Source organism: Methylophilus sp. 42, from assembly GCF_000384155.1.
Classification (GTDB): Bacteria; Pseudomonadota; Gammaproteobacteria; order Burkholderiales; family Methylophilaceae; genus Methylophilus.
The window spans coordinates 1,025,333-1,040,575 of the sequence record NZ_KB913031.1; the positions used below are offsets into that span (position 1 = coordinate 1,025,333).

18 protein-coding genes and 2 tRNA genes are annotated in these 15,243 nt (G+C 50.2%); 11 read left to right on the forward strand and 9 right to left on the reverse strand.

What is annotated here, in order from left to right; translation table 11 throughout:
* The first annotated feature begins 7 nt into the window (after positions 1–7).
* The 4 genes from MET42_RS0105000 to MET42_RS0105015 all read left to right on the forward strand — a co-directional run bounded on the left by MET42_RS0105000 (position 8) and on the right by MET42_RS0105015 (position 2,977).
* Positions 8–1,237 carry an aspartate kinase gene (locus MET42_RS0105000; protein WP_019881715.1) on the forward strand — a complete coding sequence of 410 codons (1,230 nt, stop codon included), beginning with the start codon at positions 8–10 and terminating at the stop codon, positions 1,235–1,237.
* Between the two features lie 290 nt (positions 1,238–1,527).
* Positions 1,528–1,621: transfer RNA gene (locus MET42_RS0105005), tRNA-Ser, on the forward strand.
* A gap of 120 nt (positions 1,622–1,741) precedes the next feature.
* Positions 1,742–1,818: transfer RNA gene (locus tag MET42_RS0105010), tRNA-Arg, on the forward strand.
* Between the two features lie 229 nt (positions 1,819–2,047).
* On the forward strand, positions 2,048–2,977 hold the full coding sequence (locus MET42_RS0105015; RefSeq protein ID WP_019881716.1) for a polyprenyl synthetase family protein: 930 nt from the start codon (positions 2,048–2,050) through the stop codon (positions 2,975–2,977).
* Positions 2,978–3,017: 40 nt separating this feature from the next.
* On the opposite strand, the gene MET42_RS0105020 is transcribed toward MET42_RS0105015, so the two are convergent.
* Positions 3,018–3,434, reverse strand: coding sequence for a hypothetical protein (locus MET42_RS0105020; protein ID WP_019881717.1), 417 nt, complete (start codon positions 3,432–3,434; stop codon positions 3,018–3,020).
* A gap of 248 nt (positions 3,435–3,682) precedes the next feature.
* Here MET42_RS0105020 and MET42_RS0105025 point away from each other — a divergent pair, with 248 nt between their 5' ends.
* From MET42_RS0105025 to MET42_RS0105040, 5 genes are all read left to right on the forward strand, one after another.
* Complete coding sequence (locus MET42_RS0105025) at positions 3,683–4,522, forward strand: A24 family peptidase (protein ID WP_019881718.1); 840 nt, start codon at positions 3,683–3,685, stop codon at positions 4,520–4,522.
* Between the two features lie 11 nt (positions 4,523–4,533).
* Positions 4,534–5,133, forward strand: coding sequence for a dephospho-CoA kinase (coaE, locus tag MET42_RS0105030; protein ID WP_019881719.1), 600 nt, complete (start codon positions 4,534–4,536; stop codon positions 5,131–5,133).
* A 69-nt stretch (positions 5,134–5,202) separates the two neighbouring features.
* Positions 5,203–5,976 (forward strand): cell division protein ZapD, encoded by a 774-nt coding sequence (gene zapD / locus MET42_RS0105035; RefSeq protein WP_029512330.1) that lies wholly within the window; start codon positions 5,203–5,205, stop codon positions 5,974–5,976.
* A 26-nt stretch (positions 5,977–6,002) separates the two neighbouring features.
* Positions 6,003–6,164 (forward strand): DNA gyrase inhibitor YacG, encoded by a 162-nt coding sequence (locus tag MET42_RS14560; protein WP_369751528.1) that lies wholly within the window; start codon positions 6,003–6,005, stop codon positions 6,162–6,164.
* 21 nt (positions 6,165–6,185) lie between these two features.
* Positions 6,186–6,629, forward strand: coding sequence for a copper chaperone PCu(A)C (locus MET42_RS0105040; protein ID WP_019881721.1), 444 nt, complete (start codon positions 6,186–6,188; stop codon positions 6,627–6,629).
* A 39-nt stretch (positions 6,630–6,668) separates the two neighbouring features.
* Here MET42_RS0105040 and MET42_RS0105045 read toward each other — a convergent pair whose 3' ends face one another.
* The 5 genes from MET42_RS0105045 to MET42_RS0105065 form a co-directional block, all read right to left on the reverse strand.
* Entirely contained in the window at positions 6,669–6,899 is a 231-nt protein-coding gene (locus MET42_RS0105045; RefSeq protein WP_019881722.1) for a VF530 family DNA-binding protein, read from the reverse strand.
* Between the two features lie 151 nt (positions 6,900–7,050).
* Positions 7,051–8,034, reverse strand: a complete 984-nt coding sequence (locus tag MET42_RS0105050) for a heme-binding protein (RefSeq protein ID WP_019881723.1) — start codon at positions 8,032–8,034, stop codon at positions 7,051–7,053.
* 133 nt (positions 8,035–8,167) lie between these two features.
* Complete coding sequence (locus tag MET42_RS0105055; protein WP_019881724.1) at positions 8,168–8,701, reverse strand: hypothetical protein; 534 nt, start codon at positions 8,699–8,701, stop codon at positions 8,168–8,170.
* A gap of 243 nt (positions 8,702–8,944) precedes the next feature.
* Positions 8,945–9,895 carry a Nudix family hydrolase gene (locus MET42_RS0105060; RefSeq protein WP_019881725.1) on the reverse strand — a complete coding sequence of 317 codons (951 nt, stop codon included), beginning with the start codon at positions 9,893–9,895 and terminating at the stop codon, positions 8,945–8,947.
* A 72-nt stretch (positions 9,896–9,967) separates the two neighbouring features.
* The gene (locus tag MET42_RS0105065) at positions 9,968–10,825 is read right to left on the reverse strand and encodes an ATP-binding protein (RefSeq protein WP_019881726.1); all 858 of its coding nucleotides are present in this window, start codon (positions 10,823–10,825) and stop codon (positions 9,968–9,970) included.
* Between the two features lie 155 nt (positions 10,826–10,980).
* Here MET42_RS0105065 and MET42_RS0105070 point away from each other — a divergent pair, with 155 nt between their 5' ends.
* Together MET42_RS0105070 and rng are read left to right on the forward strand one after the other, a co-directional pair.
* Positions 10,981–11,553 (forward strand): nucleoside triphosphate pyrophosphatase, encoded by a 573-nt coding sequence (locus MET42_RS0105070; protein WP_019881727.1) that lies wholly within the window; start codon positions 10,981–10,983, stop codon positions 11,551–11,553.
* A 48-nt stretch (positions 11,554–11,601) separates the two neighbouring features.
* Positions 11,602–13,068, forward strand: a complete 1,467-nt coding sequence (gene rng / locus MET42_RS0105075) for a ribonuclease G (RefSeq protein WP_029512331.1) — start codon at positions 11,602–11,604, stop codon at positions 13,066–13,068.
* 48 nt (positions 13,069–13,116) lie between these two features.
* Here the strand turns inward: rng and MET42_RS0105080 are convergent, their stop codons facing one another.
* The 3 genes from MET42_RS0105080 to MET42_RS0105090 are packed head-to-tail and all read right to left on the reverse strand — an operon-like array spanning position 13,117 to position 15,220.
* Entirely contained in the window at positions 13,117–13,665 is a 549-nt protein-coding gene (locus MET42_RS0105080; RefSeq protein ID WP_019881729.1) for a YggT family protein, read from the reverse strand.
* On the reverse strand, positions 13,665–14,498 hold the full coding sequence (proC, locus tag MET42_RS0105085) for a pyrroline-5-carboxylate reductase (RefSeq protein WP_019881730.1): 834 nt from the start codon (positions 14,496–14,498) through the stop codon (positions 13,665–13,667). The genes MET42_RS0105080 and proC overlap by 1 nt, the downstream gene beginning before the upstream one ends.
* A gap of 5 nt (positions 14,499–14,503) precedes the next feature.
* Positions 14,504–15,220, reverse strand: coding sequence for a YggS family pyridoxal phosphate-dependent enzyme (locus tag MET42_RS0105090; protein WP_019881731.1), 717 nt, complete (start codon positions 15,218–15,220; stop codon positions 14,504–14,506).
* Positions 15,221–15,243: the final 23 nt, after the last annotated feature.

Genomic DNA, 15,243 nt, shown 5'->3' on the forward strand with positions numbered 1-15,243 from the left:
CGAAATAATGGCATTAATCGTACAAAAATATGGTGGCACCTCAGTCGCCAATCCCGAGCGTATCCGTCATGTGGCGCGTCGTGTTGCGCGCTATAAAGCCATGGGGCATCAAGTGGTGGTCGTGGTGTCTGCCATGTCCGGTGAAACCAACCGTTTGATTTCCTTGGCCAAGGAAATCATGCCGGATCCGGATCCACGTGAGTTGGACGTGATGGTGTCCACCGGTGAGCAAGTGACCATAGGCATGACTGCCCTGGCGCTGATGGAGCTTGGTATTAAGGCAAAAAGCTATACCGGCACACAGGTCAAGATTCTGACGGATGATGCCTATAACAAAGCGCGCATTCTGGACATCGATCAGCACAACCTGAAAAAAGACCTCGATGATGGCTATGTCTGTGTCGTGGCAGGTTTTCAGGGCGTAGATGCCAATGGCAATATCACCACGCTGGGTCGCGGTGGATCTGATACCACTGGTGTGGCCTTGGCTGCTGCTTTAAAAGCCGATGAATGCCAGATTTATACCGATGTGGATGGCGTGTATACCACCGATCCTCGCGTAGTGCCTGAAGCGCGCCGCCTGGAAAAAATCACTTTTGAAGAGATGCTGGAACTGGCATCTCAAGGCTCTAAAGTGCTGCAGATTCGTTCTGTGGAGTTCGCCGGTAAATACAAAGTCAAATTGCGTGTGTTGTCCAGCTTTGAAGAAGAAGGCGACGGCACACTGATCACATTCGAAGAAAATGAGGAAAACATGGAAGAACCAATTATCTCCGGCATCGCTTTTAACCGCGATGAGGCGAAAATTACTGTGACTGGCGTGCCTGATAAACCAGGCATCGCCTATCAAATCCTGGGCCCGGTGGCAGATGCCAATATCGATGTCGATATGATTATCCAGAACGTCGGCGCTGATGGCACCACTGACTTTACCTTTACCGTGCATAAGAATGAAATGAATAAGACGCTGGCCTTGTTACGCGACAAGGTGCAAGGGCATATCCAGGCACGTGAAATCAGTGGCGACGATAAAATCGCCAAAGTGTCTGTGGTCGGCGTCGGCATGCGCTCACACGTAGGCATTGCCAGCCAGATGTTCCGCACACTGGCCGAAGAGGGTATTAATATTCAGATGATTTCTACCAGCGAAATTAAAATCGCCGTGGTGATCGAAGAGAAATATATGGAGCTGGCGGTACGCGTGCTGCATAAAGCGTTCGGTTTAGAAAACGCTTAATAGAAACGCCGAATCAGCGGCTGCGCGGGCGAATTGCTGCGTTACGCGGTACTCAAAATCCTCATGTACTACAGTACATTCCGGTTTCTGCGTTCCGTGCGCCTTGCACTTCATCCCGCTCGCTCGCTGATTTCACGTTTCCTTTATGTAAAGAAATAAAACATTCTTGTTTTTGACGTTGATTTCTGAAGGGTTTTCACGTAGTATGGCGCCCTTCGATGCAGTAGCAATACTGCAAAGAGAGCAGCATAAGCTGTGTTGGTTTTATTAGGACTTGATTGTTTTAATAAGGTGAGCTGGCCGAGAGGTCGAAGGCACTTCCCTGCTAAGGAAGCATATGGGCTTAAACCTGTATCGAGGGTTCGAATCCCTCGCTCACCGCCAAAAACCTTGCTCCGTGCGGGTATTGTTTTTGGTAGATTGGTTGTTGGATGTGAATCTGCACCGCCACAAAGCTTAAAATAGTGTTATAATGCTGTTTTTGTTGCATAGCAGCAAACCTTGGCGCCCGTAGCTCAGTTGGATAGAGTATTTGGCTACGAACCAAAGGGTCGGGCGTTCGAATCGCTCCGGGCGCGCCAAAAATAAAAAGCCTTGTTTCTTCGGAAGCAAGGCTTTTTTCTTTTCTGTCATCCATCATGTATTTGCCGCTTATTCGCCGGACTTGCTGCATGATCAAGGCTGTCTGTATGTATATTCTGCCGCGTTGAGCGTAGCGAGAGGCGGGGCAGGTATGGTATGCTTTAACTTTGTTTTTTCATTGGTGTTTCAGTGTCTCTAAATGCTTGTTTGGCGCGGATTGCAGGCGATATGCAGCAGGTGGATGCCGTTATTCGCCAGTCTTTGTCATCTCAAGTTCCGCTGATTAATCAAATTTCGGAATACATCATCCACAGTGGTGGCAAGCGCTTGCGTCCGGCACTGGTATTAATGTCCGGCGATTTGGCTGGCGCGGTGACTCCAGCGCACCATTCGCTGGCCGCCATTATCGAATTTATTCATACCGCGACCTTGCTGCATGATGACGTGGTAGATGCGTCTGAGCTGCGTCGCGGTAAGTCGACTGCTAATCATGTCTATGGCAACCCGGCCAGTGTGTTGGTGGGTGATTTCTTGTATTCACGCGCCTTCCAGATGATGGTGAAGTTGCAAAACATGCGCGTGATGGAGATCTTGGCCGATGCGACCAATGTGATTTCTGAAGGTGAAGTATTGCAACTGCTTAATGTGCGCAATATTGGCGTCAGTGAGCAGGATTATTTACAGGTGATCCATTTTAAGACCGCCAAGCTGTTTGAAGCAGCGACACGTTTGGGCGCTGTGCAGTGCCAGGCCAACGCTGAGCAGGAAGAGGGTTTGGCCACCTATGGCATGCATTTGGGCACCGCGTTTCAGCTGATTGATGATGTGCTGGACTTAACCGGCGACAGCGAAAAAATAGGCAAAACCTTAGGCAATGATCTGGCAGAAGGTAAAGTGACGCTGCCGATGTTATATGCGATTCAACAAGCGCCAGCAGCGCAAGCCGATCTGGTGAAGCAGGCCCTGCTGGAAGGGCAGGTGTCTCAGTTAGGGGCTGTGCTGGAAATTTTGCATGCGGTGAAAGCATTTGATTACGTGCGCGCCGTCGCGCAAAAAGAAGCCAGGCTGGCCTGTGAGGCCTTATCCGTATTCGCGCCAACAGCAGCCAAGCAGGCCTTGCTGGATTTGGCTAACTTCTCTGTCAGTCGCCAGCAATAATCTTACAGCCAGCCTGTGAGCAGGCTGACTGTTTAGCTTATTAATTCAATGCGATCGGCTCGCCACTGATATGGTAGTAGCTCAGCCGTGCACAATCATTGGTGGCGTTGGTGAGCGCGCCATCAAACAATGACTGTCCATTGACGTCGACCACTGCGTAGCCGTTGTGGTACAACGTCACTTCTGCCTGCATATCCTTTTCAGCAATCAGCTCGGCCGCTTTGTGCAAGCCGCGTGTTTGTAGTGAGCGCATGCCAAAGCTGATGCAGTTTTCCTCTTCCTCTTCACTGTAGACTTCCCAGTGTGATTGTCCGGTCAGTTTTGTCAGCCAGCCTGGCAAGTCAACTTCTACCCGGCAAATGACGGGCTCATCCCAGGCAGGATGCTCGACTTGATTTAACTCGACCTGATTGAGGCCTGCTTCGGTCGGTGGCGTAAATTTGATTTGATCAGACATAGGCAACTTCCTTCACTTGATAACGGATGTCACTTAAACACAGCTGCAGACCTGATCGGTTGCGCTGTAGTATCCATCTTACACATAAATGGTGCCAGGCAAGTGGTTTTCAAGGCAGGGAAAGCGGCTTTTAAACAGGTTTTGCCGTCTTTTAGCCTTGCTTACTTGCATTAACGATGCGATCATGCAGCAACCTTAACTATGTTATCGGTATCATGTCAGAAATCCTTGAACCCGTTTTAAGTTTAATGCAGACGCAACCCCATTTTTTACAAGCCGTGTGCCTGCTGATTGGCTTGCTGGTGGGGAGTTTCCTCAATGTGGTGATCCATCGTTTACCGAGAATGATGGAGCGTGAGTGGCATGCCAGTTGCCTGGATTTGCAAGGGCAAACTGCACCGGAGCAGCCCAAATATAACCTTGTGACCCCGCGCTCGGCTTGCCCGCATTGCGGACACCGGATTACCGCCATTGAAAATATTCCTGTCATCAGTTACCTGTTTCTGCGTGGACGCTGCCGCGGCTGTCAAGCCTCGATTTCTGTGCGTTATCCATTGGTCGAGTTATTAACTGGTTTGCTGTCGCTGGGGGTGGCCGTACAGTATGGCTACAGCATGCTGACGGTATTTGCCCTGGTGTTTGTATTCGCGTTGGTGGCGTTGACGTTTATCGATTTTGACACCCAGTTGCTCCCCGATGATATTACGCTGCCTTTGTTGTGGCTGGGCTTGTTGCTGAATATCAAATACGGCTTTACCGACCTGACTTCAGCCGTCGTCGGCGCGATGGCAGGATATTTGGTGTTATGGTCAGTCTACTGGCTATTTAAGCTTGTTACCGGCAAAGAAGGCATGGGCTATGGTGACTTTAAACTCCTGGCCGCCATTGGTGCCTGGTTTGGCTGGCAGTTATTGCCTGCCGTCATTTTACTGAGCTCGGTGGTGGGTAGTGTGATTGGCATCGGCCTGATCTTGCTTAAAGGCAAAACACGCCAAACCGCGATCCCGTTTGGCCCATTTTTAGCGCTGGGGGGTATTGCTGCCTTGTTTTACGGGCAAGCGCTGGCTTCCTATTACCTGATACCGTAACGAGCACCATCATGAGCAAAGTCGTGGCCGTGACTGGCGGCATAGGCAGTGGTAAAACCGAAGTATGCAACGCGTTTATGGCATTAGGCGTGCCCGTCGTCGATTTAGACCATATCGCCCGTGATATGAGCGCGCCTGGCAGCCCGGCCATGCAGGCGGTACGCGCGCAGTTTGGTGATGCCATGTTTAATGCTGATGGCCAGCTGGATAGGGCAAAATTACGCGAATTGGTCTTTGCTGAGCCAGATGCGCTGGATCAACTCAATCAAATTATGCATCCGGCCATTCGTTTGGAAGCTATCCGGCAGATAGCACAATATGCCGATGCTTACGTGGTGCTGGCGATTCCGTTGCTGGTAGAAAGCCGTGATGACTGGCGCATGATTGATCACGTGCTGGTCGTCGATTGCGATGAGCAGACGCAACTCGCGCGTGTGATACAGCGCAGCCAGCTATCAGAAGGCATGGCACAGGCCATGATCGCTGCGCAAAGCAGCCGCGAGGAGCGTTTAGCCATTGCAGATTCGGTGATCGAAAACGATCAAACACTGGCTAAATTGCAGGAAAAAGTGCTAGAGTTTCATAAAAATTTCTCTAAGACTTGCCAGTGAGTGAAAAGGGTTTCATAATCAGGCTTTTATTGCATACTTTTCAAGTATCAGCTGACAGAAAAGGCTGCCGTGTCGAGCTACGAGTTTCCATTTAACGAGCGCATCAGAACTTATCTCCGCCTAGAAGATCTGTTCGTCAAGATGTTGCACCATATTGAGATTGGGCATGAGATCAGTCATCATGTCGCGCTGATTTCCATGTTGCAAATCCTGGATTTGATTGATCGCGGGGATTTGAAGGTCGATCTGCTACAAGAGCTGGACAGACACAAAGTCCAGTTATCCTTTCTGCAAACCAATCCTAATATTGACCGCAATGCACTGGCGAGCACATTGTCCAGCCTGGATCGCTGTGCCACCGCTTTGCGTTCTGACCATCAGAAACTCGGCCAGTCGTTGCGTGAAAATGACTGGTTAATGAGCGTCAAACAGCGCACCAGTATTCCTGGTGGCGTGTGCGAGTTTGATTTGCCCTCTTACCGTCATTGGCTGTACCTGGGCGTAGAGCGTCGTAAGGACGATTTTGACAACTGGCTGACCAAATTGATGCCTATGTATGAGTCGATTCGACTGATTCTGCAATTGTTGCGCGGTAGCGGCCAGGTATTGTCACTGGTGGCGCATCATGGCGCTTACCAGCAGCAATTGTCCGGTCATAAGCCGGCACAATTGTTACGCATCGAAATCGACCACGACGAATGCTTCCCTGAAGTCAGTGCCAATAAATACGCGATCAATATCCGCTTTCAAAAGTTGGATTTCGTGCAACGCCCCAAAGGTTGCGAGCAGGACATCCCGTTTAAGATGATCGTCTGTAACTTTACCGGGGCTGGACACAATTGACACAGCCCGCCGTTAAACCCCGCAAGGTGGCTTGCCCGTCTTGTGGCGAAACTTCAGAGTACTCTACCGCTAATCCATACCGCCCATTCTGCAGTGAGCGTTGCAAACTGGTTGACCTCGGCGATTGGGCCACGGAGAAGTTTCGTATTCCTGATAGCACCCCGCCAGATTTATACGAGCCAGAATAACTGGCTGCCAGGATTCTGAATATGCAAAAAACAGCCTTCTTATTCCGCCTCGTCACCAGCGTTTGCCTGATCGGCTGGCTGGGTGTTGCACATGCAGAGGTCAAACTAAGCGATGCCTGGGTGCGTGCCTCCAATCCAGGCCAATCTGTCGGCGCCGCCTACGTTACATTATCCAGCGCGCAGGATGTCACCCTGGTCTATGCAGAAACAGAGCGTGCTGGCACGGTAGAAATGCACAGCATGACCATGCAAAACGGTGTCATGAAGATGCGTAGCATGGAAGAGTTGCCAGTACCTGCTGGCAAACCAGTTAAATTAGCGCCAGGTGGCTTGCATTTAATGCTGTTTGAATTGCCCACGCCGTTTAAAGCAGGCGAGCAAGTCAAATTCAGACTGTGCTTCAAAGACAAACAAGGCAAGATCACCGACCAGTTTGTCATCATGCCGGTAAAAGCCGCGCCCTGATTTAAAGGCAATCCATGAGGGGTTAAACCCCGATCAATATCAGCCGTGACTTTTAGCAAAAGTCGCGAGATATAAGCTTTCTACTTCGGCCCGCGCCCATGGCGTCCGCCGCAAAAATTTCAAGCTAGACTTCACAGAAGGATCACTCTTAAAGCAGTTGATATTCACTCTCTGTGCGAGTTTGTCCCAGCCGTAATGCTCGACTAGTTGCTCAACGACATGCTCAAGCGTGAGGCCATGCAAAGGGTTATTTGGTTGTTGTGTATTCATTATTGTGGCTTGGACTCCTCATTGCTGGTGTACTAGCGAGATCTTGGATCATTTTTGTGCGGAATTTTAGATTCTTTATCTTAAGCTCAACCTATTAAAGTAAGAGGCGTATTTTTGGCGCCTCCCTCCCTAAATGTTCAGTGAGATTGTTTTAATCGCTAACCTTTTCAAGTGTGTTAATACTAATGTGCGGCCAACGGATTAATCCAGAAGTACCATCTGTGCGGGGGAAGAAATCAAGCATTACGGTTTGTGAGTATTGCAGTCTAAGTTTTGGTTTCCCGCTCTCATCAAGGTCTGACAACTCTTGAATCCAGAACGTAGATCGCATTGATGTTGCATTAGCCTGTTTAACAATAAACGGTATGTTAGAAATTCCGCCTGTTGGAATATCTGTATCGACATCAAGAATCGTGGTTCTAGTGATTTTAACTCCAGTGTTTGCTTCTCTTAGTAAGTCGTTAGGCGTCGCAGGGTCGAAAAGACCTCTGAATTTGTTGGTACCATGAAATGCTTTGTATGGGCCAAGATATGGGTTGTTGTTAATGTCTGCTCGGACGCCTGTTGGTAGCCCGGAAATGTCGGGTATATTGGGGGGGCCATCTATGGTGGATGCGCGCCCCATTGCAAGGACAGAGTCTCCATGAGGGATCGTTGCTAGACGTGCAATATCTAAACCACTTTCTGTCTCGTTTAGTATATGTAACCAGAGACCAGGTTCATGGTGAATTGCTGCTCCAGGGTTTCCAGCTAAGCTACTATTGGGCGCATCATCTGCAGCTATTTGTACGATGGACTGTTCATAATCAAGCGCTACTAAGAGTTGGTCAGATTCAACAGTGCCAGAATTTGTTCTGTTAATCCCCCGGTTCGGAATGCCTTTGTCAATCAGCGAGAATCTTAGCTCCTCGTTATACTGATTCATAAGTAAACGATAGTTGAAGGGGAACTGAGAGTCACGAGGTGTCGCAAAAGGCAAGGCAATCAGATTCCATCCACGTCCAGGTAGGCTTGGAAGATTTTTCCATACTCCCGGTAATAGTGATAATGGTCCGAGAGCTGGATCACCAGAGGTAGCTGCCTTTATGGAACGCCCAACGGAAAGAATTTCTGTAATGCCTTTGCTGTTCAACATGCCTTCCTCCTATCTGGATAGTGTCGACTAACAATAATCGGTCAGATGTCGACGTTCTGGCCGTTTAAATTTAAGGTCTTTTAGAAGATCTAGCATCTAACATAGTGAGTACGCTTGATGGATGAGGTGGTGGCTATAAATCACTGGGAGTGAAGAATATATTGGGACCACCGCAATTGACAAAATAAGTATTTGGTTTGCTGGCACTTTTATCAGCATATTGAATAATTGCGCACTGTCCTGAATTTAGGATTTTCGTAGCGCCTTTATTAAGTATTTTAATATCGTTTTCGTTGAGGCCGTTTTCGCCAACTTTAGGTATGGCGTCTTTTAATATGCGAGGGTCTGATTTAATTGTCGGTTGAGCAAGGTCGGATGGCAGCTTGGGTGAAAGTCCACTAATTAGAACCCAACGAGCAACTTGTCCTTTTTCACCTGCGACTTCACCATCATAGTATCTGGAAACTCTTCCCCAGCCTCCCTTAACCTCCAGCACATCAACTTTCTGCTGGCGATATATTTTGTTTGTAACTTTTCCTTTTGAGTTTGGCGCCAATCGCTCTTCAAGTACTGTTTCTTTTACATAGTAAGAGCCTGTTTTGAAGTTACCGGAAAGTACAGGATTTGAGAAGGAGATTATGAGTAGCAAGATTGAAATTTTTTTCATTAGTAATTCCAATTTGTCTGTAGTATCTCATTAGAGGTAGAGAGCCTAATTTGTCGGTTTATTTTCCGTCAACGATGCAGTTGGGATTGAGGCTTGATTAATCACAATAAACACTTGTAGGTATTTATTAAGTTTTAGTGCATCCTAAAATACAAATATCGATGCGTCAACTCAGCTGCTTAAATTACTTTAGCAGCTAAGTGGAAAAATTCGAATTCAGTAGTGCTTATCTTCTGTTGATGTTTACCACAGTGCCCGCTGCATCGCGATACCACGCGCACCACAGGCTTGTGCTTGTGACAGATGTTCTGAGTGCATACCGCCCAACCCATAGACTGGGATTTCTAAACCATTCAGCATTTCACCAAACTTCTCCCAGCCTAATCCAGTGGCTTCAGGGTGGCTTTTTGTTGATAGCACGGGCGAGAGCAGGGCGAAGTCTAGTTGCAGAGCTTGTGCTTGTTGCAATTGCTCTACATCGTGGCAAGAGGCGCCGACTAATAAATGATCCGGTTTTTTCGTGAGTGCAAGCAGGCGCTGGCTGTTTAAATGCACCCCCTGGTAGCCAAGTTGTTGGGCTTGTTCTGGGCTGCTATTTAGCAAGCATCGGCAATTGTAAGGGGCACACAGTGTCAGTACTTTTTCGCTTAGTTGAGCGAGGGCTTCGTTATCAAGTTGAGGTTCACGAATTTGCAGCAGTTGCAGGCCTTGGTCTAATTGTTGTTTTAGCGCTTGCAAGAAGGCGGGTTCGCCCATTTCTTGCACATTGCTGATGGCGTAAACCGGTGGCAGGCTCAGGGCTTGCATAATTGGCGCATTGGCGGGTAGCACAGGGGTGACGTTGAGCTTTTGCGGATGTTGCCAGGCGAATTGCTGGCCTTCGCGTGCTTGTAACTCACCTTGCCATGCATGCACAAAAAAGAAGTGCAGGAGCACGGTTTTGGCTTCGGCATCATGGGTGGCCGGGTAGTCGTAGCGGCGTTTGATCCACGGCTGTATTTGCGTGGGGGTGATGCCGAGTTCTTCCTGGGATTCGCGGATCAATGCGTGTTCTGACGTTTCGCCAGCTTCGATTTTGCCGCCGGGAAACTCCCACCAGCCCGCCCAACCTTTGCCATTGGGGCGGCTGGCGAGTAGATATTCGCCATTGGGTTTGATCAGGATGGCAACGGCGACTTGTACGAGTTTGGTCATATTGTTTTTAGATGCGTTTCAATGCGGATAAGCGCAAATGGTTTAAAGATGAATGCCTCTATGCGCAGTGTTTTATGCGCCTAGTTGCAGCTTGCCTGCGTAGTCTTTGGCAAACTGGTAGGCGACACGGCCACTACGGGCGCCACGCGTGTGGTAAAACTGCAGGGCGGCGTGGCGGGCGGCGTCATCCATAGTGATGCCAAAGGTTTGCAGCCAGTGCTCGGCAATGCTCAGGTATTCGTCTTGGTCAAAGCTGTAGAACGAGAGCCACAGGCCAAAGCGCTCGGCCAGCGAGGTTTTCTCGTCTATGGTGTCGTTTTGGCGGATTTCACCTTTGTCCACAATTGGCTGGTTGTCGGCCATGTATTCCGGCATCAGGTTTTTTCGGTTGGAGGTGGCATATACCAGCAGGTTAGGCGATGCATCTTCAATCGAGCCATCGAGGATCACTTTGAGCGCTTTGTAGCCGGTGTCGTTGGCTTCAAACGTGAGGTCGTCACAAAAAATAATAAATTTTTCCGGCCGCTGGCGTATCAGTTGCGCAATTTGTGGCAGGTCATTGAGATCCTGCTTTTCAACTTCGATCAGGCGCAGGCCTTCGGCGGCATAGCTATTGAGCAGAGCTTTGACTAATGATGATTTGCCGGTGCCGCGTGCGCCTGTGAGCAACACGTGGTTGGCTGGCAAGCCTTGCAAAAACTGCCGGGTGTTACGCACAACTTCGGTTTTTTGCCGGTCAATAAATTGTATGTCTTGCAGCAATACTGCATGTGGGTGGTCCACGGCTTGTAGCTGGCCTTGTGCGCCGTGTTTGACCCAACGCCAGGCGATGGCCTGCCAGTTGATGTCGGCGGGCGGTGCGGGTAGCAGGGTTTCCAGGCGCGTGATGAGTTGTTCGGCACGCTGCAGCAAGTGTTCAAGTGAGTTCATGCGGATAGCTTGATGAGAAAAGACAAACGAGCGGTTATTGTACACAATGCGACAGGCCCCTGTTAGTACAAGTTGGGTCGCAATTGGGACTGCCTTTAGCGCAAAATAGACTGTGTTTGTGTTACCTTGTGCGGCTTGTTTGTTAAGCTGGTGGAATGTTCATGCATCAACAAAAGATCATCCTGGCGTCACGCAGTCCGCGTCGTGTGGAATTGCTGGCACAGTTGGGCGTGCAATGCGAAATTGTGCCTGCGGATATCGACGAATCCAGTTTGCCGGGTGAGGATCCCGCGTTATATGTGCAGCGTTTAGCCAGCGCCAAGGCATTGGCCATTGCTGCCACGCATGGCGAACAGGGCGTGCCGATTTTGGCCGCTGATACGACCGTGGCGTTAGGGCTGGATATTCTAGGCAAACCTGCCGATGCCAGCGAGGCATTGGATATGTTGTCGCGCCTGAGTGGCAGCGTGCATCTGGTACATACGGCGGTAGCCGTGTATCGCGCAGGGGCGGTGCGCTGTTTGCTGAACACGACCGAGGTTGAGATGATGCAGGTGCCACAAGCGGTGTTGCAGGACTATATCGCCTCGGGCGAGCCAATGGATAAGGCGGGTGCCTATGGCATACAGGGGCGCGCCGGGGCGTGGATCAAGCGCATTGATGGCAGTTATAGCGGCGTGATGGGTTTACCGCTGCATGAAACGGCGCAGTTGCTGCACGCATGGTAAACTTTGTATAAAAGATAATGAATCGGGATCGGGTAAAGCAATATGTCATTGGCGCAAGAAGTACTGATTAACGTCACGCCGCAAGAGACGCGCGTGGCGATTCTGGAGCAGGGCATTGTGCAGGAGTTGCATATTGAGCGGGCTTCATCACTGGGTATTGTCGGCAATATCTATCGCGGCACCGTGGTGCGCGTATTGCCAGGCATGCAGTCGGCGTTTGTCGAAATTGGCTTGCAGCGTGCGGCCTTTCTGCATGCGGCGGATATCATGGAGTGCCATTCAGAGGATGGCGCGGTTAAAACCGCCAGGCCGATTCAGGAGGTCTTGCATGAAGGCCAGTCGATTATCGTGCAGGTGATTAAAGAGGCGATCGGCACTAAAGGCGCACGTTTGACCACTGAAATCAGTATTGCGGGCCGCTTTCTGGTCTATTTGCCATACCAGAAGCACATTGGTGTCTCCCAGCGCATTGATATTGAAGAAGAACGCGAGTTTTTGCGCAATCGCCTGCTGGGCTTGTTGCCGGAAGATCGTGAAGGCGGCTACATTATCCGCACCATGTCTGAGAATGCGACTGATGAAGAGTTGCTTGCGGATATTGAGTACCTGCGCAAAGTCTGGCAAAAAATCCAGGCCGAAAGCAAAAAAGTCGGTGAGCGTTCGCTGATTTTTTATGACCTGAGTTTGCCGCGCCGTATTTTGCGCGATGTGGTGTGTACTGAAACGACCAGTATCCGCGTTGACTCGCGCGAGATGTTTGAGCGCTTGAAAGAGTTTGCCGAGTTGTATGTCTCACACGCCGTCAAGCCGCTGATGCACTACAAGGGCGAGCGTTCTCTGTTTGAGTTTTATGACATTGAAAGCGAAATTGAAAAGGCTTTGTCGCGCAAGGTGGAACTTAAATCCGGCGGCTACCTGATTTTTGACCAGACCGAGGCACTGACCACGGTAGACGTCAATACCGGCAGTTTTGTCAGTGGCAAAAACCTGTCTGATACCATTTTTAAAACCAACCTTGAAGCGGCGCAAACCATTGCGCGGCAACTGCGTTTGCGCAACCTGGGCGGCATTATCATTATCGACTTTATTGATATGGATGAAGATGCGCAGCGTGAATCGGTGCTGGAGGAGTTACGCAAGGCGGTGACGCTGGATAGGGCGCGTATCAATGTCAACGGCTTCTCTGCACTGGGCCTGGTTGAGTTGACGCGCAAGCGCACACGCGAGAGCCTGGCGCATTTGTTGTGTGAATCTTGCCAGGTCTGTCAGGGTCGTGGCGAACTCAAAACTGCGCAAACCATTTGCTATGAAATCATGCGCGAAGTATTGCGTGAGTCCAAGCAGTTTAAAAGCGCCAAAGAATTCAAGATTCTGGCGTCACCTGAAGTGATTAATATGCTAGGTGACGAAGAGTCGCAGAGCCTGGCCAGTTTGTCTGACTTTATTAAAAAACCGTTGTCGCTGCATCCGGATACGCAGTACGGACGGGAAGAGTTTGATATTGTGTGGATATAAATAAAAAAGGACGACAAGCTGTCGTCCTTTTTTATTTGATTGCTTGCCTTAAAGAATACTCACGGCCAGGCCTGGCAGCACAATATGGCTGATCATTTGCAATAAAATCAGCGCGACCAGTGCAGAAAAGTCAAAGCCCTGAATCGGTGGCAAAATACGGCGTAATGGTTCCAGAATAGGGGCTGACAGTTGGTTCAAGACACCGTAAATCGGGCTGTAAGGGTTGACCCAGCTTAAAATTGCCATTAGCAAGATCGCATAGAAAAACACATCAACCATTTGCCCCAGCACCCCAAACACTGCTTGCCATACCCAGAACAACGGTGAGGCAGGTGCGCCAGTCAGCAAGGCCAGCAGGGCAAACAAAATAATCTGCATCAATAAGGCCAGCAGCAATGTCGATAAATCCCACTGCTTGATCGGCCGAATCAATTTACGTGCGGGTTTGACCATAAAGTCGGTCAGTGCCATGGTCATTTGACCCAACGGATTTTGGAACGAAGTGCGTGTCCATTGCATTAAAAAACGCAGTACCAATAAAAACGTCAGCATGCCGAAGGCGGCATTGAGTAAAAAAGTCGTCATGTTTTGCAACATCATGCTTGTGCTCCCAGTTGATCACCCAGTTCTTTGGCGCGGCGTGCGGCTTGCGCAGCGGCATCTTGCATCATGCCATGAATATCATGCTGGCGCATGCTGAGCAGCCCTTGCTCGGTCGTGCCGCCCTTGGAGGTGACCTGCTCACGCAAGGTCGAGATCGGCGTGCTGCTGCCAGCGGCCAGCAGGCTGGCGCCTTTAAACGTCGCCAGGCTCAGTTTGAGCGATTGTGCTTCACTGAGGCCTAATGCAACGCCCGCCGCAGTCAATGCTTCTATCATCAGAAACACATAGGCCGGGCCGCTGCCAGAAATGGCAGTCACGGCATCCAGTTGCACTTCATCGTCCAGCCATACCACTTCTCCTGCGGCTTGTAACACCGCATCGGCCAATGCGCGTTGCGCGGCCGAGACCGCAGGCAAGGCATAAGCACCAGTAATGCCGGCCTGAATCTGCGCCGGGGTATTCGGCATGGTGCGCACGATGATTTGATAGCCATTTAACCAGCGACTCAGATCCGCCGTGCGTATGCCCGCAGCGACTGACACCACTAACTGTGATTGCAGCAAGGGCGCCAGCGCCAGCGCCACGCTTTGTAATTGTTGCGGTTTGACGGCTAGCACAATGATATCTGCCGCCAGTGATTCTGCCGTGAGGCTGGCGCTGGTGTTGATGCCCAAGCTGGTTTGCAAATGCGGGTGTTTGGCCGTGTCCGGGTCAATCACGGTGATATTTTGCATATTAAATGCACGTTGTTGCAGGCCTATCATCAAGGCTTGTGCCATATTGCCGCCGCCAATAAAGGCAATGCGTGTGGCTGAAAGTGATTGCATGGTGATCAGGTTCCTTTTATCACTGAATCTGTGGGTAAAGAGGGGATGCGTGCGCCAAAAATGGCGGTGCCTATGCGTACCAATGTGGCGCCTTCGGCAATGGCCGCCGCAAAGTCGCCACTCATGCCGATGGATAATGTGTCCAGTTGCAGGCCATGGCTGTTCAGGTGTTCAAACAAGGCGCGCACCTGCCGAAATTGGTCACGCTGTTGCTCAATGTCACTGCAAGGTGCCGGAATTGCCATCAAACCGCGTAGCTGCAAGCGTGGCAACTGTTTGATATTTAAGGCGAGTTCCAATAACTCCTGGCCACTGGCACCACTTTTGCTTGCCTCTTCGCTAATGTTCACTTGCAGGCAAATATTGAGTGGCGCCAGCGTTGACGGGCGTGCATCAGACAGGCGTTGTGCAATTTTAAGGCGATCTACCGAGTGTACCCAGTCGAAATGACGGGCAATTGGCTGTGTTTTATTGCTTTGAATTGGCCCGATAAAGTGCCATGCTATAGCACAGTCTTCAAGCTCAGCCTGCTTTTGCAGGGCTTCTTGCAGGTAGTTTTCGCCAAACACGGTTTGACCAGCGTCATAGGCGGCGCGAATCGCCGCTGCCGGTTGCGCTTTGCTCACCGCGCATAGCGTGACAGGTTGCGTAGCCTGAAAACGTGTCTGTGCGTCTGCGATCTGTTGGCGGATACAGGCAAGATTGTCAGAGAGGGCAGTCATGGCAGCTAAACAAGTGTTGAAGA